This is a genomic window from Nonomuraea roseola (assembly GCF_039535395.1).
Taxonomy (GTDB): Bacteria; Actinomycetota; Actinomycetes; order Streptosporangiales; family Streptosporangiaceae; genus Nonomuraea; species Nonomuraea roseola.
Window position 1 is genome coordinate 143,581 of sequence record NZ_BAAAXC010000013.1, and the last position, 21,197, is coordinate 164,777.

Consider the following 21,197-nt stretch of genomic DNA (forward strand, 5'->3'; position numbering starts at 1 on the left):
ACCTGGTCAGATGGCGTCGTGCGCACCCTCGGTACCCGGAGATTCACCAAGCAAACTGTCCCAATCGGCAATAAATCTGGCTATTCCGTACCGAGCGAGAGCCGCCTGACGAGCCGCTTTGCCGTACTGGCTCGCCAGGGAGGGGTCGGAGACGAACGCGGACAGCGCCTCGACCAGCACGGGGAGCTTGGTCGACAGGACGCCGGCGTCGGCGGGAACGGCCTCGACGGCCTCGGTGGCGGCCAGCGCCACGACGGGCATGCCGAGCATCATGGCCTCGATGAGCGAGAGGCCGAGCGAGGTCCAGCGGTAGGGGTGCAGGTAGGCGCGGCGCCGGGCCAGCGCGGCGTGCAACTCGGCCTGGGAGAGGTCGTAGGCGGGGTACGGCAGGCCGTCCGCCTTCATCCCGAACAGGTCGATCGGCACCTCGAAGGCGGGCAGCAGGTCGGTGCCCGCCACGCGCGTCCTGCGGATCGGCTCGTTGATGACCACGCCCGCGCGCGGCAGCTCGCCGGTGTAGAGGTGCCCTGGATCGACGACGCCGTGCTCGATCACGCGGACGGGAGCCGTCCCGTTGTCCCAGAACAGGGCGTTGAAGTGGGTGACGTGGACCACCGGGATCGCCGACTGGCCCGCCAGCGGATGACGGGTGGCGGGCGGGTCGCCTCTCGGCGTGTTGTGCTCGACGTAGATGCCCGGCACCGATCTGCCGAGCCAGGAGCGGGCCAGCTCGATCTCGTGCGGGCGCTGGTAGACGACCACGTCGACGTTCTCGTCGCGTAGCCGGTCGAAGGGCACCTCCTTGACCGAGGAGGGCCAGTCGAAGGTGGTGGCCCTGCCGCGCCCGTCGGGCCCCCTGCCGGGGACGAGCGGGACGAGGTAGGTGTGCCGCCCCTGGACGAACGAGGTGGTCCATGAGCCGTGAACGTGCCAGAGCAGGATGTTCATGCGCACACCCACTCGACGGCCTCGCGCAGGTCGTGGGCGACCTCGGGGGCGGCCGCGATCTCGCTGGGCAGCGTGCGCGGGGTGGGCACGAGGATGGCCCTGGCCCCTGCGGCCCTCGCGGCCTGCACGTCCCTGCCGATGTCTCCGATGACCACGCAGTCGGCGGGCTCGACGCCGAGCGTGCCCGCCGCGCGCAGCACCAGCCCGGGCTCCGGCTTGCGGCACACGCATCCGTCGTCCTCGCCGTGGACGCAGATGGCCCACGCGTCGAAGGGACCGAGCAGCTCCTCGACGCGCTCGTTGACCTGGTGCAGCTCGTCGGGCGTGATCAGCCCCCTGGCCACGCCTGACTGGTTGGTCACCACGGCCACCGGGATACGGCGGTCGCGCAACGTCCTCAGCGCCTCGAGAGCACCCGGCATGGGCTCCACGAGCTTCGGGTCGTTGTTGTACGGCACGTCTCTGATCAGCGTGTCGTCGCGGTCGAAGAGTACCGCCGCGGTCGGTCGACGAGAGAGCATGTTCCGCCGCTGCCCCGTCCACGTTGTGTTTAACAAGCGCTTCTCTCGGTAGCGGTTCTCCCGGGGGAGGAATTTCATGAGGTTTCTGGGGATAAACGCGGTGTTCCACGATCCCGCTGCGGCCCTTGTGGTCGATGGTGAGATTGTCGCGGCCGCCGAAGAGGAGCGGTTCAGCCGCCGGAAGCACGGCAAGAGGCCGGTGCCGTTCTCCGCGTGGGAGCTGCCCGAGCTGGCCGCCGCCTGGTGCCTGGCCGAGGCCGGCCTGCGGCCGGAGGACCTGGACGCGGTCGCCTACTCCTACGATCCGGCGCTGGTGCGGGAGGAGCACGCGGCGCCGTGGGAGGACCTGCGCACCACCTACGCGACCAGGGCGCCCAGCTTCCTGGCCACCGCCCTGCCGGGGCTCGACCCCGCTCAGGTGCGGTTCGTGCCGCACCACGTGGCGCACGCGGCGTCGGCGGGACTGGCCGCGCCGTACGAGGAGTGCGCGGTGCTGGTGTGCGACGGCAGGGGCGAGGCCGTCTCGCACCTGGCGGGCCACTACAGGGACGGCGAGCTGACCACACTGGCGACCCAGGAGCTGCCGCACTCGCTCGGCCTGATGTACGAGGACGTGACCGAGCACCTGGGCTTCCTGCGCTCCAGCGACGAGTACAAGGTGATGGCGATGGCCTCCTACGGCACGCCCCGCCACCTGGACGTGCTCAGGGAGCTGGTCACCACGACGGGTGACGGCGGGTTCAGGATCGAGCCGATCGACTGGGGCGGCTTCGCCAAACGCCTGGACAGGGGCGAGACCTGGACGGCCGACCACGCCGACCTGGCCGCGAGCGTGCAGGCGCGGCTGGAGGAGGTGCTGCTGGAGCTGGCGTTCTGGCTGCACGAGCGCACCGGCGCGCGGCGCCTGGCGATGGCCGGGGGCGTCGCGCTGAACTGCGTCGCCAACACCCGGCTGGTGGCCGAGGGTCCCTTCGAGGACGTCTGGGTGCAGCCCGCCGCAGGAGACTCGGGCACCGCGCTGGGGGGCGCGCTGCACCTGTCCCAGGCCCACGGCGAGCCCGTGGCGCCCATGCGCGGCGCCGACCTGGGCAGGACGTGGAGCGAAGGGGAGCTGGCCGCGTGGCTGGACGTGGCGCGCGTGCCGTACTCGCGGCCCGAGGATCTGGCGGGCGAGGTGGCGCGGGCGCTGAACGACGACCTGATCGTGGCCTGGTTCCAGGGCCGCAGCGAGTACGGCCCGCGAGCGCTGGGCAACCGCTCGCTGCTTGCGCACCCCGGTTTCGCCCGCAACACCGAGCGGCTCAACGACGTCAAGGGGCGTGAGCAGTTCCGCCCGATCGCGCCGATGGTGCTGGAGTCGCGGGCGGCTGAGATCTTCGGCAGGGGGCCCATGCCCTCGCCGTACATGCTGTTCGTCCACGACGTGCGGCCCGAGTGGCGCGATCGCATCCCGGCCGTGGTGCACGTGGACGGCACGGCCAGGATCCAGACGGTCTCGCAGGAGAGGGATCCGCTGCTGGCCGCCACGCTGGCCAGGTTCGAGGAGCTGTCGGGGCTGCCGGTGGTCGTGAACACCAGCCTCAACACGGCGGGCAGGCCGATGGTCGACTCGCCGCGCGACGCGCTGGAGTGCTTCGGCTCCTCGCCGGTGGACGTGCTCGTGCTCGGGCCGTTCGTGGTGAGGAGGGCGGCGACATGATCACCGTGGTGATCCCGACGATCGGGCGGTCCTCGCTGCGGGAGGCCATCCCCGAGGGGGTGCCCGTCATCGTGGTCGAGGACACCGGGCGCAAGGGGCCCGCGGCGGCGAGGAACGCGGGGTGGCGCGCGGCCGAGACGCCGTGGGTGGTCTTCCTCGACGACGACGTGGTGCCCGGCGAGGGCTGGCTGGAGGCGCTCACCAAGGACCTGGAGAGCCTGCCGGAGGACGTGGCGGGCAGCCAGGGCCGCATCGAGGTGCCGCTGCCACGCGACCGCCGTCCGACCGACGCGGAGAGGAACACCGCAGGGCTCGCCGACGCGGAGTGGATCACCGCGGACATGGCCTACAGGCGGGCCGCGCTGGAGAAGGTCGGGGGCTTCGACGAGCGTTTCCCCCGCGCCTACAGGGAGGACGCCGACCTCGCGCTGAGGATGCGCGAGGCGGGGTTCAGGCTGGTCAGGGGCGAACGGGTGACCCGGCATCCGGTGCGTGACGACGGGTTCTGGGCCAGCGTGCGCTTCCAGAGGGGCAACGCCGACGACGCGCTGATGCGGCGCGTCCACGGGCCCGAGTGGAGGTCGCTGATCGGGGCGGGCGGGCTGCTGCGCCGGCACGCGGCGACGACCGCGCTGGGCCTCACGGCGCTCGCCCTCGCGGCCGCCCGCGCGCTGTCCCGCGCCAACGACCGGCAGGGCCGGGGAGGGCGCGCGCTTGTCGGTGGCAGGGGGCTTCGAGGCGGGCGCGGCGTCCGGGGAGCCGGGGCGGGCGGCGTGTGGGCGCTGGGGCTCGCTGCGGCCGGATGGGCGGGGCTCACCGCGAAGTTCGCATGGGAGCGCATCGCGCCAGGCCCTGGCACGCCGGGCGAGGTGGCCAGGATGGTGGTCACCAGCGTCGCCATCCCGCCTGCCGCCTGCCTGCACCGGCTGCGCGGCGAGCTGCGGGTGCGCCGGTGAGCGGCACTGTCCTGGTGGCCAGGCCGGACAGCGCGGGAGACGTCCTGCTCGCGGGTCCCGCCATCCGTGCCGTCCGGGCGCAGGCCGAGGAGGTCGTGCTGCTGGCAGGGCCGCTGGGCCGCGCGGCCGCGGAGCTCCTGCCCTGCGTGGACCGCGTGATCGAATGGCGGACACCGTGGATCGACGCCGATCCGCCTGCCGTCACGGGTGAGCACGTCGCCAGGCTCATGGCGCAGCTCCCCGAGGCGGAGGAGGCGCTGATCCTGACCTCCTTCCACCAGTCGGCGCTGCCGCTCGCGCTGCTGCTGCGGCTCAGGGGCGTCGGGCGGATCACGGCGATCAGCAACGACTATCCCGGCTCCCTGCTCGACGTCAGGGTGCGGGTGGACGAGAGCAGGCATCTGCCCGAGGCCGAGCGGATGCTGGCCGTGGCGCGGGCCGCCGGCTACGAGCCGCGCGACGACGGCAGGCTGGCCGTCAGGACGCCGCCGGCCAGCCTGGTGGGGCCGCCGGGCTACGTCGTCGTCCATCCGGGAACCACCGCTCCCGCCCGCGCCTGGCCGCCCGAGCGGCATAGGGAGGCGGTCGAGGCGCTGACGGCCGAGGGCTTCCAGGTCGTCGTCACGGGGACGGGTGGCGAGAAGGCGCTGACGGCCGCCGTCGCCGGACGCCACGGCGTCGACCTGGGCGGCATGACCAACATGGCCGAGCTGTCCGGGGTCCTGAACGAGGCGTGCGCGCTCGTCTGCGGCAACACGGGGCCCGCGCACCTGGCCGCGGCGGTCGGGACGCCGGTGGTCAGCCTCTTCTCCCCCGTCGTGCCCGCCGGGCGCTGGGCGCCCTACGGCGTGCCGTACGTGCTGCTGGGCGACCAGCAGGCCGCGTGCAAGGACTCAAGAGCGCGTCTGTGTCCTGTCAGAGGCCATCCGTGCCTGTCGACGGTGACGGCCGAACAGGTCGTCAAAGCAGTGAGGGAGCTGGTCCCGTGAGAATCGACCTCATATCAGAGCACGCAGATCCGCTGGCGGCGATCGGGGGCGCCGACTCCGGCGGGCAGAACGTCCACGTCGCCGCCCTGGCCACGGCGCTGGCCCGGCGGGGTCACGAGGTCGTCGTGCACACCAGGAGGAGCGCGCCGGGCCAGCCGCGCAGCGTGGCGCTCGCCGACGGGGCGCGGGTGGAGTACATCACCGCGGGGCCGGCCGCGCAGGTGCCGAAGGACGAGCTGCCGCCGTACATGCCCGCCTTCGCCGACGAGCTGGCGCGCCGCTGGGCGGTGCGCCCTCCCGACGTGGCGCACGCGCATTTCTGGATGAGCGGCAGGGCGGCGCTGCTGGCCGCGCGCGGCCTTCCGGTGGTGCAGACCTTCCACGCGCTCGGCACGGTCAAGCGACGCTGGCAGGGCAGTGCCGACACCAGCCCGCCGGGGCGGATCGCGATGGAGACGCAGATCGGCAAGCGGGCCGCGGCGGTCGTGGCCACCTGTGCCGACGAGGTGACCGAGCTGCGCGCGATGGGCGTGCCCGACCATCGGGTCTCCATCGTGCCGTGCGGCGTCGATCTCGGCCACTTCACTCCCCAAGGCCCGAAGGCGCGGAAGGGCGCGGCCATGCGGGTGCTCAGCATCGGCAGGCTGGTCCCGCGCAAGGGCGTGGACACCGTCCTGCGCGCGCTGCGCGAACTGCCGGAGGCCGAGCTGGTCATCGCGGGAGGGGAGGCCGAGGATCCCGAGGCGGTCAGGCTGGCCGAGCTGGCCGCCGCCTACGGCCTGGCCGACAGGGTCAAGGTGATCGGCAGCGTGCCCCGCGAGCGGGTGCCCGCGCTGATGCGGTCCGCGGACGTGCTGGTGAGCGTCCCGTGGTACGAGCCGTTCGGCATGGTGCCGCTCGAGGCGATGGCGTGCGGCGTGCCGGTGGTCGCCTCCGCCGTGGGCGGCCACCTGGACACGGTGGCGGGCTGCGGCGTCCTGGTGCCGCCGCGCCGTCCGCAGGCGCTCGCCCGCGCCCTGCGCGACCTGCTGGACAACCCCGCGCGACGAGCCCAGCTCGGCGAGGCGGGGGCCAGAAAGGCCAGGCAGATGTACGGCTGGCCGCACGTGGCCGAGCAGACCGAGGTCGTCTACCAGAGCGTGCTGGAGGGCCGGATGGGGAGGGCGACATGCACAGGCACCTGAGCAGGCTGAGTGTGGCGATCGCGCTGACCGCGGACCAGACGCCCGTCGTCGAGGCGTGGGGGCGCAAGCTCGCGGGCGTTCTGCAGGGCGGTGGCAGGCTGCTGGCCTGCGGCAACGGCGGCTCGGCCGCCGAGGCCCAGCACCTGACGGCCGAGCTGGTCGGCAGGTTCAGAGCCGAGCGGCGGCCGTTCGCGGCGATCCCGCTGCACGCCGACACCTCCTCGATGACGGCGATCGCCAACGACTTCGGCGCCGAGGAGGTCTACGCCCGGCAGGTGTGGGCGCACGGCCGCGAGGGCGACGTCCTGATCTGCCTGTCCACCAGCGGTTGCAGCGGCAACGTGCTGGCCGCGGCGCGGGCGGCGGGCGAGCGGGGGCTGACCACGTGGGCGCTGACGGGGCGCGCCCCGAACCCGCTGGCCGCGATCAGCGACGAGGTCGTGGCGGTGCCGGAGGACGACACCTGCACCGTCCAGGAGGTGCACCTGGCGATGATCCACATGCTCTGCGACTCGATCGAGGAGGCATGCGCGTGAACGGGGGACCACTGGTCGTCATCGGCGACTCACTGCTGGACGTGGACATCGAGGGCGCGGCCGACCGGCTCGCGCCCGACGCGCCCGTCCCCGTAGTGGACGTGGAGGAGGAACGCCTGCGCCCCGGCGGCGCGGGCCTTGCGGCGCTGCTGGCCGCCCGTGACGGCGCCGACGTGGTGCTGGTCACCGCGCTCGGCGACGATCCGCAGGGGCGGGTGCTGCGGGCGCTGCTGAACGGCCATCTCGAGGTCGTGCCGCTGCCGCTGCGCGGCTCGACCGTCCGCAAGACCAGGATCAGGGCCAGGGGCCAGACGCTGGTGCGGATGGACACCGGCGACGGGCGCGCCGTGACCAGGGCGACCGAGGCCGCCCTGCGGGCGGTGCGCGGGGCGGGCACCGTGCTCGTCTCCGACTACGGCAGGGGCGTCGCGGGGGGCGCCCGCGAGCTGCTCAGCGGGGTCGGCGTGCCGATCGTGTGGGATCCGCACCCGAGAGGCGTCACGCCGGTGCCGGGCTGCGCGCTGGTGACGCCGAGCGAGTCGGAGGCCATGCAGATGTGCGGGCGGCCGTACGTCGGGCCCGACCAGGCCGCCAGGCAGCTGACCAGGACGCTGCGCGCCGAGGCCGTCGCGGTGACGCTGGGCGCCCAGGGCGCCACCCTGGCGCACGCGGGCGGCCACTACAGGAGGATCCCGCCGCCCACGCTCACCTCCGGCCACGACGTGTGCGGCGCCGGGGACAGGTTCGCCGGGGCATCGGCGCTCGCGCTGCGCGACGGCCTGCCGGTGGAGGACGCGGTCGCGGTCGGCGTCGGCGAGGCCTCCAGGTTCGTGGAGAGCGGCGGCGCGGCGGCGATCAGGCTGCGCGGCCACGAACTGGCCAAGGAGATGGGCGACAGGCCGCGCACCCCGATGGAGGTCGCCGAGCTGGTCAGATCGAGCGGGGGACGGCTCATCGCCACCGGCGGGTGTTTCGACCTGCTGCACGCAGGGCACGTGAGCCTCCTGCGCAGGGCCAGGGCCCTGGGCGACGCGCTGATCGTGTGCGTCAACTCCGACGCCTCTGCCAAGCGGCTCAAGGGCCCCGGCAGGCCGGTGGTCGGTCAGCGCGACCGGGTGGAGGTGCTGCGCGCCCTGGGCTGCGTGGACGCCGTCATGGTGTTCGAGGAGGACACCCCCGACGCCGTCATCGAAAGGCTGCGCCCCCACGTGTGGGTGAAGGGCGGCGACTACTCGGGGCGCGAACTGCCCGAGGCCGCATCTCTGGAGCGGATAGGCGCGGAGACCGTCGTGCTGGCCAGCGTGCCCGGACGGTCCACGACCGGGCTGATCGCCGCCGTACAGGAAGCCTGAGAGGGAGAGGACGATGCTGGGGAACATTCTGATCACAGGAGGCTCGTCGGGCCTCGGTCTGGCCACCGCCGAGGCGGTCGCCAAGGCCGGAGGGCGCCCGCTGGTGGTGGACGTGCGCCCGTCGCACTCCTTCGACGAAGTCATCGCCGACCTGGCCGAACGGGAGCAGGCCGAGCAGGCGGTACGGGAGCTGGCCGAGCGGGCTGGAGGGCTCGACGGGGTTGTCACGGCGGCGGGCATCGACGCGTGCGGGAGGCTGAGCGAGGTGCCTGCCGACGACTGGGAGCGCGTCATCAAGGTCAACCTCATGGGCACGGCCTCGGTCGTCAGGGCGGCGCTGCCGTACCTGACGGAGTCGAGGGGGCGGGTGGTGACCTGCGCCTCGACGCTCGGGCTTCGCGCCGTCAGCGACGCCACCGCCTACTGCGCCGCCAAGTTCGGCGTGGTCGGCTTCACCAGGGCGCTGGCCGCCGAGCTCGCCGGGCAGGTTGGCGTCACGATGCTGGTGCCCGGCGGGATGTCGACGCACTTCTTCGACGACAGGCCCGAGCAGTACAAGCCGGGACCCGACGCCAAGCTCAACAGGCCCGAGGACGTGGCGCAGACCATCGTGTTCGCGCTCTCGCAGCCGCCCGGCTGCGAGGTGCGCGAGCTCGTGGTCTGCCCTTCGACGGAGACCTCGTGGCCCTAGAGGTCCTGGCCCTGCGCGGGCTCGGGCTCGGCGACCTGCTCACGGCGGTGCCCGCGCTGCGGGCGCTGCGGCGGGCCTACCCCCGGCACCGGCTCGTGCTGGCGGGACCCTCTGCGCTGGCTCCGCTGCTGCCCGTCGACGAGGTGATCGAGGTGCGGGGCCCCGGCCCCGTACCTCGCACGGGGCCGGAGGTCGCGGTCAACCTGCACGGCAGGGGCCCGCAGAGCACCGAGGCGCTGCGGGCCACCGAGCCCGGCACCCTGCTGACCCACGGGATCGGCGGACCGCCGTGGCGCGACGACGTGCACGAGGTGCGCCGCTGGTGCGACCTGCTGGAGTGGCACGGCCTGCCGGCCGACCCCGACGACCTCTATCTCGGGGAGGGCGACCGCGGCGGGCCCGTGGTCGTCCACCCTGGCGCCGCCCACCCGTCGAGGAGGTGGCCGCCCGAGCGCTACGCCATGGTGGTCGCCTACCTCAGGGGCAGGGGGCACGAGGTGGTCGTCACCGGCAGCGCCGCCGAGTGGGAGCTCGCCGTACGGGTGGCGGGGCTCAGCGGCGCGAGGGTGCTGGCGGGCAGGACCGACCTGACGGCGCTGGCCGCGCTGGTCCGCGACGCGCGCCTGGTGATCTGCGGCGACACCGGCCTCGCGCACCTGGCCAGCGCCTACCGCACGCCGTCCGTCCTGCTGTTCGGCCCCGTCTCCCCCGCGCTGTGGGGGCCGCCGAAGCAGGGACCGCACACCGTGATCTGGAAGGGCACCACAGGGGATCCGCACGGGCAGAGCCCGAATCCCGGACTGCTGAGCATCAACGTCGACGAAGTGATCGAGGCGATTTCGCTATGAGAGCTGTGGTGACGGGAGGGGCCGGGTTCCTCGGTTCCTACCTCTGCGAGAAGCTGCTGGAGAGGGGGGCCGAGGTCATCTGCATGGACAGCTTCCTCACCGGCTCCCCCCGCAACCTGGAACATCTGCTGGGCAGGCCAGGCCTCGAGATCATCGAGTGCGACCTGACCGGCTTCGTGCACGTGCCGGGCGAGGTGGACCTGGTGCTGCACTTCGCCTCGGCCGCCTCCCCCGCCGACTACCTCAGGCATCCCATCGAGACACTCAAGGTCGGCAGCCTCGGCACGCTGCACGCGCTCGGGCTGGCCAAGGAGAAGCGCTCCAGGTTCGTCCTGGCCTCCACCAGCGAGGTCTACGGCGACCCGCTCGAACACCCTCAGCGCGAGACCTACTGGGGCAACGTCAATCCCGTCGGCCCGCGCAGCGTCTACGACGAGGCCAAGCGCTTCGCCGAGTCGCTGACCACGGCCTACCGCAACGCGCACGGCACCGACACCGGCATCGTGCGCATCTTCAACACCTACGGCCCGCGCATGCGCCCCTTCGACGGCAGGGCCATCCCGACCTTCATCAGGCAGGCCCTGTCGAACGAGCCGCTGACGGTCACGGGCGACGGACGCCAGACCCGCTCCATCTGCTACGTCGAGGACACCGTCGAAGGCGTGCTGCGCATGGCGGACAGCCACTTCCCAGGGCCCGTCAACATCGGCACCCCCGACGAGCTGACCATGATCGAGCTCGCCGAGCTGATCCGGGAGCTGGCGGGCTCCTCCTCGCCCATCGAGTTCATCGACAGGCCCGTCGACGACCCCAAGGTCCGCAGACCGGACACCGCGCTGGCCGCCGCCGAGCTGGGCTGGGCGGCGAAGGTCGGGGCCGAGGACGGGCTGCGCCGTACCGTCGAGTGGTTCTCACAGCTCGATGCGCTTGAGGGGTTCGGTGGCGGGGCCCTGGAGGATCGAACCGTCCAGCGCGAAGCGTGAGCCGTGGCAGGGACACTCCCAGGTCCGCTCGGCGTCGTTGAAGGCGACCACGCAGCCCATGTGGCTGCACAACGCCGACACCGCGTGGACCTGGCCCTCGACGTCGCGGTAGGCGGCGCAGCGCTCCCCCGCCACCTTCACCACGGCCGCCTGGCCCGGCAGGAGCCCTTCGAGGTCGTCGCGCCCGCCTGAGCCGAAACGGTCGCCGACGAAGTGCGCGGCGACCGAGGCCTGCGCCTTCAGCAGCGGGCCCGCCTCGCGCAGCGGATGCACCCTGCGCGGGTCGTACAGCCCCGCCCAAGGCCGGTCCTTCCCCGAGATCAGCGCGGCCAGCAGCAGTCCCGCCATGACGCCGTTGCTCATGCCCCACCCGCCGAAGCCGGTGGCGACGTAGGCGTGGCGGGCTCCCACGTGCAGCGGTCCCACGAAGGGCAGGCCGTCGGTGGTGTCGTTGTCCTGCGCGGCCCACCGGTAGCCGGGCTCGACTCCGAACCGCTCGGTCATCCACTCCGCCAGCCGCTCCAGGCGGGCTCCCACCGAGCCCTCGCCCGGCCGGTACTTCTCGCCCGTCACCAGCAGCAGGCGCCGCCCGTCCTCGAGGGGAGCGGTCCTGACCGAGCGGGTGCCCTGCTCGGTGGTGATGAACGTGCCACGCGGGTCGGCCGCCGCCTCGATCGGCGCGGCGACGACCAGCTCGCGGCGCGGCGTCATGCGGGCGAACAGCAGCGCCCTGTCGAAGACCGGGTAGTGGGTGGTGACCACCACGTCGTCCGCGGTCACGACGAGCCCGTCGGCGGTGGTCACCTTGCCGGAGTCGAGCCGTACGGCGCGGGTGTGCTCGTAGATCTGCGCGCCGCCCGCGGTCATCGCCTCGGCCAGCCCGAGCAGGTACTTGCGGGGGTGGAACTGGGCCTGGCCGCGCACCCGCACGGCGCCCACGATCGGGTACGGCAGCGCCGTCTCGGTGACGAACTCGGCCGGCAGCCCCGCCCGCCTGGCGGCCTCCACCTCGGCTCTGATCTGCTCGAGCCCCTCGGTGGTCTCGGTGTAGGTGTGGGCGGCGGCGCGCTCGAACTCGCACTCCAGGTCGAGCTCGGCGGCGGTGCGGGCCACGTGCTCGACGGCCTCGAGCTGGGAGCGCGCGTACAGCTCGCCGTCCCCCGCGCTCAGGCTGGAGTAGATCAGCGTGTGCAGCGCCGACAGCTTGGCCGTGGTGTGCCCGGTGACTCCTGCGGCGATGCGCCCTGCCTCCAGCACGGCGACCGAGCGGCCCGCCTTGGTCAGCTCCCACGCCGTGCTGAGACCGGCGATCCCGCCGCCGAGCACGGCGACGTCCACGCGAACGTCGCTGCTCAGCGGCGGGCGCGACGGCTGGGCCGTCCCGTCCATCCAGTACGACCCTGTGGTGTGCGCCATCGTGGTCAGTCGGTGGTGAGGGCGTCGAGCAGGTCGCCGACCGTGGCGTCCGGCAACGCCCTGGCCACCTCGGCGAGCGCGACGATGCCGACGAGCCTGTGCCCGTCGATGACAGGCAGGCGACGGACCTTGTGCGTGGCCATGGTGCGCAGGATCTCCCTGGCGTCATGGTCGGCGCCTATCGTGACGGCCTCTCCCTGGGCCAGCTCGCCCGCCAGGCAGGACTTGGGGTCCTTGCCCTTGGCGAGCACCTTCACCACGATGTCCCTGTCGGTGAGCATGCCCTTGAGCTTGTCGTCGGTGCCGCAGATGGGCAGGGAGCCGACGTCGAGCCTGGCCATCTTCTCCGCGGCCTCGCTGACCGACTCGTCGACGTTCACGCACTCGACGTTGGGGGTCATGATCTCTCTTGCGGTGGTCATCGTCTGTCTCCTTTCGTCGTGCGCCCGCTGCCCATGGCGGGCCGCCCGAAACGAGACGATGACGCGGTGATGACGCCGCGCCGGTGAGATCGCGCTAGAGCGCCACTCCGAGCAACGCGTCGGCCACATCACGGACCAGGCCGGGAGCCGCGGTGTCGGAACCGCCCTCCGCCAGCGCCTCGGCCGCCCAGGCGTCGATCACGGCCAGCGCGCCGGGGGCGTCGAGGTCGTCCGACATCCGCGCCCGCACCCGCTCCAGCACGTCATCCGCGGCCGGGCCTGACGGCAGCGCGACCGCCGCGCGCCAGCGCTCGAGCCGGGCCTCGGCGTCCTGGAGCTGGTCGCCGGTGTACTCCCAGTCGGTGCGGTAGTGGTGGGCCAGCAGCACGAGCCTGACGGCCATCGGGTCGTGCTCGGCGCGCAGCCTGGAGACGAAGACCAGGTTGCCCCGCGACTTGGACATCTTCTCGCCGTCGAGCGCCACCATGCCGGCGTGGGAGTAGAACTTGGCGAACGGCCACTCGCCGCCGGCGGCGTAGCCCTCGGAGGCGCCGCACTCGTGGTGGGGGAAGATCAGGTCGGAGCCGCCACCCGCGACGTCGAACCCGGCGCCGAGGTTGGCCAGCGCGATGGCGGTGCACTCGATGTGCCAGCCGGGCCTGCCCTGCCCGAGCGGGGAGGGCCAGGACGGCTCGCCAGGACGCTCGGCCCGCCACAGCAGCCAGTCGAGCGGGTCGCGCTTGCCCTCACGGTCGGGGTCGCCGCCGCGCTCGCCGAACAGCGCCAGCATCTCCTCGCGCCCGTAGCCGGACACCTCGCCGAACTTGGGCGCGTCGGCGACGCTGAAGTACACGTCGCCGTCGACGGAGTAGGTCAGCCCCTTGGCCGACAGGCTCTCGATCAGCTCCGACACCTGGTCGATGACCTCGGTCACGCCGACGTACTCACGCGGGGGCAGCACGCGCAGCGCGCTCATGTCGGTGCGGAACAGCTCGATCTCGCGCTCGGCCAGGGCCCGCCAGTCAAGGCCCGTCTGCGCGGCCCGCTCGAGCAGCGGGTCGTCGACGTCGGTGGCGTTCTGCGTGAAGTGCACCTCGTGGCCGTTGTCACGCCACACCCTGCCCACGAGGTCGAAGGCGAGATAGGTGTTGGCGTGGCCCAGATGCGTGGCGTCGTAGGGGGTGATCCCGCACACGTACATGGTGGCGGTCGGCCCCGGCTCGGTGCGCCTGACCTGGCGCGCGGCTGTGTCGTACAGGTTCAGGGGTACGGCGGCGCCGGGCAGGTTGGGAACACTGGGGGCAGACCACGATCGCATGCTTTGACCTTATCCGTCTCGGGAAACACCACGATCAACGCGGGGCACGGCCACCGCATTCCAGCTGGTGAGGTCGGAGAAGTCATAGCCCACGCGCTCGCCGCCGAGAATCAGCAGCGTGGCCGACAGCGAGGCGTGGCGGCGGCCGTCGGGCAGGTCGTGGCGGACCGTCGCCCTGCCGACCAGCTCGTGCCAGTCGGGCGCCGCGTCGAACAGCGGGGCGAGGTTCCTGGAGTCGGCGCCGAGGCCGCCGTTGACGATGACGCTGGTGCCCTCGGGAACCGGTGAGGCGGCCAGGTGCAGGCCGTCCCACGACCACAGGCGCGCGCCCGCGCCTTCGGCGAGCACGAGGTGGAAGGGGTCGTAGCGGGTGAGGTCCACTTCGGGCAGCGCGCCCGCCACCACCGCGCGCAGCGGCAGGTCGCCCCGTGAGACCTTGGTGCGCTCGTCGGCCGCCCTGCCCCTGCCGTTGAGAAGGGCCGCCGCGCGCCCCGCCGAGGGCAGCACGGCAAGCCACGTGCCGCCCGCCTTGAGGTCGCGCCCGCCGACGACGCCCGGGTAGTCGGGCCAGTGCTCGCCGGGGCCCTCCCACGGCCTGTCGGCGAACTCGTCGCGGACGCCCAGCAGGGTCAGCGGCTCGCCGGTCCTTACGATCACGGTGCACATGTCTAGATCGGGGGCCAGGGGACCGCGGGCCAGTCCTCCGACGGGTAGGGGTGAACGCCGGTGTCGAGCAGCCGCCTGACGCGGGTCCAGGTCGCCTCGACCTCGGCGAGGGTGAGCAGCTCGCGCAGGCGGCGCCCCAGCGCGCCCGACTCCAGCTCGCGCTCCAGCTTGGCCAGCACGCCGACGGTCTCGCGCGGCAGCGGCTTGCCCCTCCACTGCCACAGCACCGTGCGCAGCTTGTCGTCGGCGGAGAAGCAGACGCCGTGGTCGACGCCGTAGATGGTGGCGCCGTCGGGCAGGGGCAGCAGGTGACCGCCCTTGCGGTCGGCGTTGTTGACGATCGCGTCGAAGACGGCCATCTTCCGCAGCGCGGGGTGCCGGCTGCGGATCAGCGACATCAGGTCGCTCTCCTGGTCGGCGTCGATCCACAGCTGGCACATGCCCGGGCCGAAGGGCCCCTCGCGGTAGACCGTGGGCGGCACGATCTGCCAGCCGGTCGCCCTGGAGACCTCGTAGGCGGCCACCTCGCGGGCGGCCAGCGTGCCGTCGGGGAAGTCCCACAGCGGCCGCTCGCCGCGCACCGGTTTGTAGACGCACGCCGCCGAGCGGCCGGCGAGCGTGACGCCGCAGTAGAGGGTCATGTTCGTCGCCTCGACCAGGCGGCCCGCCACCTCCAGTCGTCCGTCCCTGAGCAGCCTGAGGGCGGCTTCCTCGTCATAACGGAGGTCTTCCAGCTCACTCTCCGGCACACTCACGAAGCGACCTCACCTCCGCGGTAGCCGTTCAGGCGCACGCAGATGTGCCCGTCGGCGTCGAGTGGCTGACCACACAGCGGGCAGGGCGGACGGCCCGCCGCCACGATCTCCAGGGCGCGCTGGGAGAAGGCCCGTGCGGCGCCCGCGCTGATGTGCACCCGCAGCATGGACGGCTCGGGCGCCTCGAGGTCCTCCTCGTCGGTGATCTCCTGGGCCTCGATCACCACCTGCGACCTGTCGGGGTCCCACGCCAGGGCCATGGTGCCGACCCTGAAGTCCTCGGTGAGCGGCTGCTCGAGCGGGCCGTTGTCGGCCAGGTCGGCGGGCGCGACGGCAGGAACGTGAGCGGTGCCCCCGCTGCGTCTCAGCACCTCGTCGAGCAGCTCTTCGAGCTTGCCCGCCAGGGCGGCGACCTGCAGCTTCTCCAGTGCGACCGTGGTCAGCCTGCCTGAGGCCCGCGCCTGCAGGAAGAAGATCCGTGCCCCCGGCTGCCCCAAGGCACCGGCCACGAACCTCTCTGGTGGGTCGTAGTCGAAGACCGGCATAGCCCGACCTTACGTGGTCCCGGGTCCGCCGCCGACGGCGGCATCGCTCCCGGTGATGTTTTCTCCCCCGTCTTTCTCCTCCGAACCCTCGGGAAGCCGCAATTCCCCCACATCGTTAAGCCTGAGGACAAAGGGACGTAGGGGGGTGTATCGAATGATCGTCACAGAGGCTGGATCAGCTGTTATGCGCTGAAACTGATCGAGGTGGAGCCCCAGAGCGTCGGCCACGACGGCCTTGATCACGTCTCCGTGCGTGCACACCAGGTAGACGCTTTTCTCCCCCAGGCGCAGGTTCCAGTCCCTCACGGCGGCCACCGCGCGGTGCTGCATGTCGGCCATCGCCTCGCCGCCGGGGAAGACCGCCGCGCTCGGGTGCGCCTGGACGACGGGCCACAGCGGCTCCTTGGTCAGCTCGCTCAGCGGGCGTCCCGTCCACTCGCCGTAGCCGCACTCGCCGAACCGCTCGTCGGTCCCGATCTCGAGCCCCCTGCCCTGCGCGACCGCCTGGGCGGTCTCCTGGCAGCGTTCGAGCGGGCTGGAGACGATCGCGTCCAGCCTTGTCTCCGCCAGCCGTACGGCCAGCGCCTTGGCCTGCGCCTGCCCCGCCTCGTTGAGGTGGACGCCGGGGGTCCAGCCGGCCAGCACCGGACCCGTCATAGCGGTGAGGCCGTGTCTGGCCAGGAGGACGGTCGTCATGACGACAAGTCTTGCAGGCGTCGATCACATTTCTTTGCCTGGACGGACGGTAGCCTGGCCAGATCCTTGGCCGTGATCGACAGACGGGAGCGTCTGAGCTTCATGGAACAACGCTATGTCGGTCGGAGCGGCCTTTCGGTGTCCCGGCTCGGTCTCGGCACGATGACATGGGGCAGGGACACCGACGCCGAGGACGCGGCCGCCCAGCTGCGCACCTTCGTCGAGGCCGGCGGCAACCTGATCGACACGGCCGACGTCTACACGGGCGGCGACGCCGAGCGGCTGCTCGGAAGGCTGCTCAGAGACTCCGTGCCGCGCTCGGAGGTGGTCGTCTCCACCAAGGCCGTGCTGACTCCCGCCGCGCGGCGGCCGCGCGACGCCTCCAGGCGCCACCTCATCGCCGCCATCGACGCCTCGCTGGCCAGGCTAGGCGTCGACTACGTCGACCTGTGGCAGCTGCACACCTACGACCCCGAGGTGCCGCTGGAGGAGACGCTCGCCGCGCTCGACGCCATCGTCGCCTCCGGGCGGGCGGTCTACGCGGGCGTGTGCGACTACACCGGGTGGCAGCTGGCAGCCGCCGCGGTCGCCCAGCGGGCGGTGCCCGGCCGCATCCCGATCACCGCCTCGCAGGTGGAGTACTCCCTGCTGGCGCGCGACGCCGAGCGCGACGTGCTGCCGGCCGCCGAGCACGTCGGGGCGGGCGTACTGGCCTATTCGCCACTCGGGCGGGGGGTGCTGACGGGCAAGTACCGCACGGGCATCCCCGCCGACTCCCGCGCGGCCACGCCGCACTTCGCCGACTTCGTCCGTCCCTACCTCGACGAGCGCAGCCGCAGGGTGGTCGAGTCGGTCACCACCGCCGCCGAGGGGCTCGGGGTCTCGCCGCTGTCGGTGGCCCTGTCATGGGTGCGCGACCAGCACGGCGTCGCCTCCGCGATCGTCGGCGCCCGCACCCACGCGCAGCTCGGCGGCATCCTCACCGCCGAGGACGTGGTGCTGCCCCGCGAGATCCGCGAGGCGCTCGACGACGTCTCCTCCGTCGACTGACGGCCGCCTGGCGTGCGCCGTGACGATCAGTCTGAGTAGGCTTGCTTCCCTCCGCCGCCCCGGCCGACAGGGACAGAACGAGAGTCACCCTCGCGTATCACTAGTCGATATCGAATCGTAACTTTGCGTGGAAATCAGCTCCGACTCCACCAAGCTGGCCACGGGCGGATCGACACAGGAGGGGATAGATGGGCGTTGGGCGCCGCAGGACGGCGGTCTCAGTCGGCCTCCTCGCGTTCGCGCTGGCGGCGCTCCCGCTGGGCGCGGGGGCGGCGACGGCCGAGCTGCGCGACTGCGAGCGAGGCGGCGGGCTGCTGTCCGGCGTGACCAACGGGGTGTGCGAGCTGGTCGACGGGGTGACCGACACGGTCGACGGCGTCACCGGCGACTCCCTGGGCCCGGTGACCGGTGGCGTCGACAAGGCCACGGGAACGGTCCTCGGCACCGTGGGCGAGGTCGCCCCTACGGGCAGGCCCGCCCCCTCCCCCACCTCGAAGGCCGCCGACGAGCCGCCTCCCCCTTCGAGCGACGACGGTGACGGCGATCGCGACGGCGGCGGGCTGGTCTCCAGCACGCTCGAGGACGTCTGCCTGCCCGTGCTCGCGTGCGAGGGGCAGGGGGTGCTCGGCTCCGTGACGGACCCAGGACGGCCCGAGCCGAGCCCGTCGGGTTCGCCCAGCGCCACGGGCACGCCCACGCCGTCCGCCACGGCCACGCCGACCAGGCGGCCCAGGCAGCAGGGGGTCCTGCCCACCGAGGCGCCGACCCCGCCCGTCACCAGGCCCCACATGGAGAGCACCGACCCGGTCGTCGCCGACGAGCCCGCGCCCGTCGATCCCGACGATCCGCGGGTCGAGCTGCTCTGGCCTGGCCCGTTCTCCGAGAAGCTGTCCGACCAGATCGGCGGCCGGGTCGTACGGCCCAGCGAGCCCGACTCCGACGTGCTGGGCACCGCGCTGACGGCCGTGCTGCTGGCCTCGGCGGTCCTGGCCGCGCGGGTGTCGCAGCAGCGGCGCAGGCGCGAGGAGCACGGCGAGTCGATGCCGTTCGAGCCCATCCGCGTCGGGGGCAGGCACCGCCTGGCCTGAACTCGGCCGAGGCGGCGCCCGCGGGAGGGCGGGTCAGTGATCGGCCGCCGCGCGCTCCCTGGCCAGCCGCTCCTCGCCCGACAGCGTGTTGAGCGGCTTCTCCTTGATGAACAGCACCGCCACCAGCGCGAGCGCGGTCAGCGGCACGCCGATGAGGAACAGGTCGGCGGTGGCCGTGGCGTACACGTCCTGGATCACCCGCACCACAGGGGCCGGCAGCTTTGAGATGTCGGGAACCGTCTGGCCCTCGCCCCCCGAGCCGCCCGCCATGGGGCCGAGCTTCTCCGTCATGAGCGTGGTGATCCTGTTGGCCAGCACCGCGCCGAGGGCGCTGACGCCGACGGCGCCGCCCATGCTGCGGAAGAAGGACAGCATCGAGGTGGTGACGCCGAGGTCATGGGCGGGCACGTCGTTCTGCGCCGCCAGCACCAGGTTCTGCATGAGCATGCCGACGCCGATGCCCAGCACGGCCATGTACACCGACAGCAGCAGCGTGCTGGTCTGGCCGTCGATGGTGCTGAGCAGCCCCATGCCCGCCAGCATCACCACGCCGCCGGCCACCAGGAAGCCCTTCCACCTGCCCCACTTGGTGATGAGCTGGCCCGCGACCGTGGAGGAGACCAGCAGGCCGAAGACCATGGGCAGGCTCATCAGACCGGCGACCGTCGGCGACTTGCCGAGCGCGATCTGGAAGTACTGCGACAGGAACACCGTGCCGCCGAACATCGCCACGCCGACCAGCACGCTGGCGATGGTGGCGAGGGCGACCGTGCGGTTCCTGAACAGCGACAGCGGGATGATGGGCTCGGCCGCCTTCGACTCCACCCACACCGCCAGCGCGAGGACGACGACACCGCCGCCCGCCAGGCCGACGCTCCACCAAGAGGCCCACTCGAACTGGCTGCCCGCCAGCGACGACCACACCAGCAGCGTGCAGACGCCCAGCGTGATGAGGAAGGCGCCGAGATAGTCGACCTTGACCTGCTTGCGCACCACCGGCAGGTGCAGCGTGCGCTGCAGCAGGACGATGGCCACGAGCGTGAAGGGCACGCCGATCAGGAAGCACCAGCGCCAGCCGAGCCAGGAGGTGTCGACGAGCAGTCCGCCGATGAGCGGCCCGGCCACGGTGCCGACGCCGAAGACGGCGCCGAAGATGCCGGCGTAGCGGCCCAGCTCGCGCGGCGGGATCATGGCCGCCATCACGACCATGGACAGCGCGGTCATGCCGCCCGCGCCGATGCCCTGGACGACGCGGCTGACGATGAGGATCTCCACGTTGGGCGTGAGGCCCGCGATCAGGGAGCCCGCCACGAACAGCCCGAGTGACAGCTGGATGAGCAGCTTCTTGCTGTAGAGGTCGGCCATCTTGCCCCACAGCGGCACGGTGGCCGTCATCGCCAGGAGCTCGGAGGTGACGATCCAGGTGTAGACGGTCTGCGAGCCCTGCAGGTCGGTGATGATGCGGGGCAGGGCGTTGGCCACGACCGTCGAGGCCAGGATGGACACGAACATGCCCACCATCAGCCCGGACAGCGCCTGGAGGACCTTTCTTCTCGAGGTGGGCCCTGCGGGCGCGGCCGGGGATTCTGGCTGCGCGCTGGTGGTTGTCATGCTTCCTCAATTTTCTCTGGCGTTGGCCGGTTCACGGCGCGGTTCGGCCGCGCGACCGCCGCCGGGCGGTTCGGGTGGAGATCGGGCCCGCTTCGGGGCGAGCCGGTTTCAAGGGGGCCGGCTCAGACAGTCCGGTTCTCAAAGGACCGGATGTGGAATGGGCCGGTTTTCAGATGGGCTGGGTTTTCAGGCGGGCCGGCTCTCAGACGGGCGGGTTCGGGTCGGGCAGCCCCTCGGCCACCCGCGAGAAGACCTCGTCGACCAGGCCCGCCAGCGGGGTGTCGACTGTGCTCCAGCGCAGCACCGCCACCCTGAAGGCGGTGAGCGCCACGGCGGTGACGAGCTCGGCGTGCGCCGTCCCCGAGGGGCCTTCGGGAAGCCGCCCTGCCACGGCCGTGACCAGCCGCCGCTCGGCCTCGGCCCCTCCGGAGAACAGCTTGAGCAGCAGCGAGGGGTTCTGCTCGAACACCTTCAGCCTGAGCAGCCACTCCTCGCGCCGCTCCTGGACGCGCTCGGCCTCCTCGAGCAGTACCGAGCGCAGCGCGGCCAGCGCCGACACCTCGGCGGGCACCCGGGCCAGCCGCTCGATCAGCTCCGCCTCCGCCCTCGGGCTCCTGCCGAGCAGCGCGTCCTCTTTGGAGGGGAAGTAGTTGAAGAACGTGCGGGAGGAGACATCGACCGCTTCGGCGATGTCCTCGACCGTGACACCGGCCAGGCCCCGCTCGGCGACCAGCGTGAGAGCGGCGCGCTCGAGAGCGGCACGGGTCTCGAGCTTCTTCCTGTCTCGGCGCCCGAGCTCTTCAGTGCTGTCCACGATGGTCACAACATCAAGACTACGGATGAAATTTCAGACTCTGCAACATTTCATCCTCTGAAGTGCCGCACATCACATCGCAGCGGGCATGAAGAAGCCCCCTGCGCAT

At 72.3% G+C, this 21,197-nt stretch carries 22 protein-coding genes; 11 read left to right on the forward strand and 11 right to left on the reverse strand.

Going from position 1 to position 21,197, the window contains the following annotated elements:
• Positions 1 to 6: 6 nt before the first annotated feature.
• Both ABFX55_RS17340 and ABFX55_RS17345 read right to left on the reverse strand, forming a co-directional pair.
• Positions 7 to 948 (reverse strand): glycosyltransferase, encoded by a 942-nt coding sequence (locus ABFX55_RS17340; RefSeq protein ID WP_346122237.1) that lies wholly within the window; start codon positions 946 to 948, stop codon positions 7 to 9.
• Complete coding sequence (locus ABFX55_RS17345) at positions 945 to 1,469, reverse strand: D-glycero-alpha-D-manno-heptose-1,7-bisphosphate 7-phosphatase (protein ID WP_183661761.1); 525 nt, start codon at positions 1,467 to 1,469, stop codon at positions 945 to 947. The genes ABFX55_RS17340 and ABFX55_RS17345 overlap by 4 nt, the downstream gene beginning before the upstream one ends.
• Before the next feature lie 76 nt (positions 1,470 to 1,545).
• Between ABFX55_RS17345 and ABFX55_RS17350 the strand changes: the two genes are divergently transcribed.
• The 9 genes from ABFX55_RS17350 to ABFX55_RS17390 are packed head-to-tail and all read left to right on the forward strand — an operon-like array spanning position 1,546 to position 10,707.
• Positions 1,546 to 3,168 carry a carbamoyltransferase family protein gene (locus ABFX55_RS17350; protein ID WP_346122240.1) on the forward strand — a complete coding sequence of 541 codons (1,623 nt, stop codon included), beginning with the start codon at positions 1,546 to 1,548 and terminating at the stop codon, positions 3,166 to 3,168.
• A complete protein-coding gene (locus ABFX55_RS17355) occupies positions 3,165 to 4,124 on the forward strand; it encodes a glycosyltransferase family 2 protein (RefSeq protein WP_346122242.1) in 960 nt (319 codons plus the stop codon). Before ABFX55_RS17350 ends, ABFX55_RS17355 begins: the two co-directional genes overlap by 4 nt.
• Positions 4,121 to 5,113 (forward strand): glycosyltransferase family 9 protein, encoded by a 993-nt coding sequence (locus tag ABFX55_RS17360; RefSeq protein WP_346122244.1) that lies wholly within the window; start codon positions 4,121 to 4,123, stop codon positions 5,111 to 5,113. The genes ABFX55_RS17355 and ABFX55_RS17360 overlap by 4 nt, the downstream gene beginning before the upstream one ends.
• Positions 5,110 to 6,297: a glycosyltransferase gene (locus ABFX55_RS17365; RefSeq protein ID WP_346122246.1), complete on the forward strand. Its 1,188-nt coding sequence runs from the start codon at positions 5,110 to 5,112 to the stop codon at positions 6,295 to 6,297. Before ABFX55_RS17360 ends, ABFX55_RS17365 begins: the two co-directional genes overlap by 4 nt.
• Positions 6,282 to 6,833: a D-sedoheptulose-7-phosphate isomerase gene (locus ABFX55_RS17370; RefSeq protein WP_346122248.1), complete on the forward strand. Its 552-nt coding sequence runs from the start codon at positions 6,282 to 6,284 to the stop codon at positions 6,831 to 6,833. The genes ABFX55_RS17365 and ABFX55_RS17370 overlap by 16 nt, the downstream gene beginning before the upstream one ends.
• Positions 6,824 to 8,185 (forward strand): PfkB family carbohydrate kinase, encoded by a 1,362-nt coding sequence (locus ABFX55_RS17375; protein WP_346122250.1) that lies wholly within the window; start codon positions 6,824 to 6,826, stop codon positions 8,183 to 8,185. Before ABFX55_RS17370 ends, ABFX55_RS17375 begins: the two co-directional genes overlap by 10 nt.
• A gap of 13 nt (positions 8,186 to 8,198) precedes the next feature.
• The gene (locus tag ABFX55_RS17380; RefSeq protein WP_346122252.1) at positions 8,199 to 8,876 is read left to right on the forward strand and encodes an SDR family oxidoreductase; all 678 of its coding nucleotides are present in this window, start codon (positions 8,199 to 8,201) and stop codon (positions 8,874 to 8,876) included.
• Positions 8,867 to 9,724, forward strand: coding sequence for a glycosyltransferase family 9 protein (locus tag ABFX55_RS17385; protein WP_346122254.1), 858 nt, complete (start codon positions 8,867 to 8,869; stop codon positions 9,722 to 9,724). The genes ABFX55_RS17380 and ABFX55_RS17385 overlap by 10 nt, the downstream gene beginning before the upstream one ends.
• Positions 9,721 to 10,707 carry a UDP-glucuronic acid decarboxylase family protein gene (locus ABFX55_RS17390; protein ID WP_346122256.1) on the forward strand — a complete coding sequence of 329 codons (987 nt, stop codon included), beginning with the start codon at positions 9,721 to 9,723 and terminating at the stop codon, positions 10,705 to 10,707. The genes ABFX55_RS17385 and ABFX55_RS17390 overlap by 4 nt, the downstream gene beginning before the upstream one ends.
• Here ABFX55_RS17390 and ABFX55_RS17395 read toward each other — a convergent pair.
• From ABFX55_RS17395 to ABFX55_RS17425, 7 genes are all read right to left on the reverse strand, one after another.
• The gene (locus ABFX55_RS17395) at positions 10,636 to 12,123 is read right to left on the reverse strand and encodes an FAD-dependent oxidoreductase (RefSeq protein ID WP_346122258.1); all 1,488 of its coding nucleotides are present in this window, start codon (positions 12,121 to 12,123) and stop codon (positions 10,636 to 10,638) included. The genes ABFX55_RS17390 and ABFX55_RS17395 overlap by 72 nt on opposite strands.
• A 5-nt stretch (positions 12,124 to 12,128) precedes the next feature.
• Entirely contained in the window at positions 12,129 to 12,545 is a 417-nt protein-coding gene (locus ABFX55_RS17400; protein WP_346122260.1) for a CBS domain-containing protein, read from the reverse strand.
• Between the two features lie 94 nt (positions 12,546 to 12,639).
• On the reverse strand, positions 12,640 to 13,863 hold the full coding sequence (gene mshC / locus ABFX55_RS17405; RefSeq protein WP_346122262.1) for a cysteine--1-D-myo-inosityl 2-amino-2-deoxy-alpha-D-glucopyranoside ligase: 1,224 nt from the start codon (positions 13,861 to 13,863) through the stop codon (positions 12,640 to 12,642).
• Positions 13,864 to 13,872: 9 nt separating this feature from the next.
• The gene (locus ABFX55_RS17410) at positions 13,873 to 14,529 is read right to left on the reverse strand and encodes an NRDE family protein (RefSeq protein WP_346122264.1); all 657 of its coding nucleotides are present in this window, start codon (positions 14,527 to 14,529) and stop codon (positions 13,873 to 13,875) included.
• Positions 14,530 to 14,531: 2 nt separating this feature from the next.
• Positions 14,532 to 15,284, reverse strand: coding sequence for an SCO1664 family protein (locus ABFX55_RS17415; RefSeq protein WP_346122265.1), 753 nt, complete (start codon positions 15,282 to 15,284; stop codon positions 14,532 to 14,534).
• Positions 15,281 to 15,829 (reverse strand): DUF3090 domain-containing protein, encoded by a 549-nt coding sequence (locus ABFX55_RS17420; RefSeq protein ID WP_346122266.1) that lies wholly within the window; start codon positions 15,827 to 15,829, stop codon positions 15,281 to 15,283. The genes ABFX55_RS17415 and ABFX55_RS17420 overlap by 4 nt, the downstream gene beginning before the upstream one ends.
• Before the next feature lie 9 nt (positions 15,830 to 15,838).
• Positions 15,839 to 16,525 carry a histidine phosphatase family protein gene (locus ABFX55_RS17425; protein ID WP_346122267.1) on the reverse strand — a complete coding sequence of 229 codons (687 nt, stop codon included), beginning with the start codon at positions 16,523 to 16,525 and terminating at the stop codon, positions 15,839 to 15,841.
• A gap of 102 nt (positions 16,526 to 16,627) precedes the next feature.
• On the opposite strand from ABFX55_RS17425, the gene ABFX55_RS17430 reads away from it, so the two are divergent.
• Positions 16,628 to 17,575, forward strand: coding sequence for an aldo/keto reductase (locus ABFX55_RS17430; RefSeq protein WP_346122269.1), 948 nt, complete (start codon positions 16,628 to 16,630; stop codon positions 17,573 to 17,575).
• A 188-nt stretch (positions 17,576 to 17,763) separates the two neighbouring features.
• A complete protein-coding gene (locus tag ABFX55_RS17435; protein ID WP_346122271.1) occupies positions 17,764 to 18,663 on the forward strand; it encodes a hypothetical protein in 900 nt (299 codons plus the stop codon).
• Positions 18,664 to 18,696: 33 nt separating this feature from the next.
• Here ABFX55_RS17435 and ABFX55_RS17440 read toward each other — a convergent pair whose 3' ends face one another.
• Together ABFX55_RS17440 and ABFX55_RS17445 are read right to left on the reverse strand one after the other, a co-directional pair.
• Positions 18,697 to 20,274: an MDR family MFS transporter gene (locus ABFX55_RS17440; RefSeq protein WP_346122273.1), complete on the reverse strand. Its 1,578-nt coding sequence runs from the start codon at positions 20,272 to 20,274 to the stop codon at positions 18,697 to 18,699.
• A gap of 202 nt (positions 20,275 to 20,476) precedes the next feature.
• Entirely contained in the window at positions 20,477 to 21,097 is a 621-nt protein-coding gene (locus ABFX55_RS17445; protein WP_346122275.1) for a TetR family transcriptional regulator, read from the reverse strand.
• Between the last annotated feature and the right edge of the window lie 100 nt (positions 21,098 to 21,197).